2 protein-coding genes are annotated in these 1,418 nt (G+C 47.3%); both read right to left on the reverse strand.

Going from position 1 to position 1,418, the window contains the following annotated elements:
• A partial coding sequence (locus R7O12_RS24805) for an ABC transporter permease (RefSeq protein ID WP_318126711.1) occupies positions 1-331 on the reverse strand: 331 nt, incomplete at its 3' end.
• Between the two features lie 19 nt (positions 332-350).
• On the reverse strand, positions 351-1,331 hold the full coding sequence (locus R7O12_RS24810; RefSeq protein ID WP_005500450.1) for an HlyD family secretion protein: 981 nt from the start codon (positions 1,329-1,331) through the stop codon (positions 351-353).
• Positions 1,332-1,418: the final 87 nt, after the last annotated feature.

Consider the following 1,418-nt stretch of genomic DNA (forward strand, 5'->3'; position numbering starts at 1 on the left):
GTTGGCGATGCAGCAAAATGTCTTGGTCAAACTTAGATGGAATGACGGCAAAAGCGTAAATATCGCCTTCAATCATGGCATTCTTGGCTTCATTCGCACTGGTGTAGTGATAATCCACAGACAGTGTTGAAGAGGCATCTAACGTTTGGATCAACTTACGAGAGAGTTGCGAATGTTGTAAATCGACCACGCCAATCGGCAGGTCTCTCGCAATCCCCGCAGAAAACACGCCCCAAATGGTAACCGAAAGCAAAATAGGCACCCAAGTTAAGCACGACAGTAACCACTTGTCGCGCCGTAACACATGCCGTTGTGAAATCTTAATCGTCATAGATTTTTACCTTGAGCGATTACAGCTCAACCACAACGCTCATACCCATGCGCAGTTCTGGTTCTGGTTGAGTAGGGCGAGCTTCTACTTCAAAGGTACGCAGATCGAAACCTTGTGCTGCATCGGTCGCTCGCCAAGTTGCGAAATCGCCCATTACTGCAACGTGCGTGACTTTAAACTCGACACTTTTATCCAACGCTGGCAGGTATGCGTTAAATGTGGTGTCTTTAGTGAAGTGTTTAAGCAGATCCTCGCGCACGTTCAGTGTTGCCCACGCATCTTCAGTGTCGATGACGGTGACGACTGGGAAGCCCTGCGGTGCAAGCTCGCCGCTTTGTAAAAGTACTTGAGATACTTCACCGTCAAACCAACTGTAGATTTGAGTATCTTTCGCATAAGCTTCCACTTCAGCAACTGCGCCAGACGCCATACGAGCTTTCTCAGCCGCTGCCACTTTGGTTTCGCTACGAGCCCCTTCTTTCGCCATCTCATACATCTGGAAAGCGGCACTTTCAGTGTATTTAGAAGCCTGCCATTGGGTTAGCGCTTCATCACGTTTTTGCTCGGCAACCACGCCATCTTTATACAGGTTGTTCACGCGGTTATAGGTTTTTTCCATCAAATCCGCTGCGGCTTTCGCTTTTAGCCATTGGTCTTTCGCGGCTTGAATTTGTTGCTCACGTGCACCTTTCTCTGCTTCTTGCGCTAGTGCATCTGCCGCTTTTTCACCAGCTTTTGCTTGTTCCAGTTTCGCTTCGATTTCTGGGCTGTGAAGCGTAAAAATTAACTGGCCTTTTTCAACATCATCGCCTTTGCGAACCATCACTTCGTCAATGCGACCTGGGACTTTTGATGAAATGCTGTATTGCTGAGCTTCAATCAAACCTTGCAAGCGAACTGGTTCTGGCTGATAAGCTTGGTAAAACTGATAGCCAACCCAAGAAGCCACACCCAAGGCGCAAAGTGAAAGTAGAACGGGTTTTAAAGATTTTGCTGCCATGACTTATTTAACCTCTTTGGATATTTTCGCTGGGGCGTAAGCGGTATTTTGATATTGTTCGAAGCTGTTCATTTCACTGCTCAATGC

The sequence above is a fragment of the Vibrio sp. Vb1574 genome (assembly GCF_033338675.1).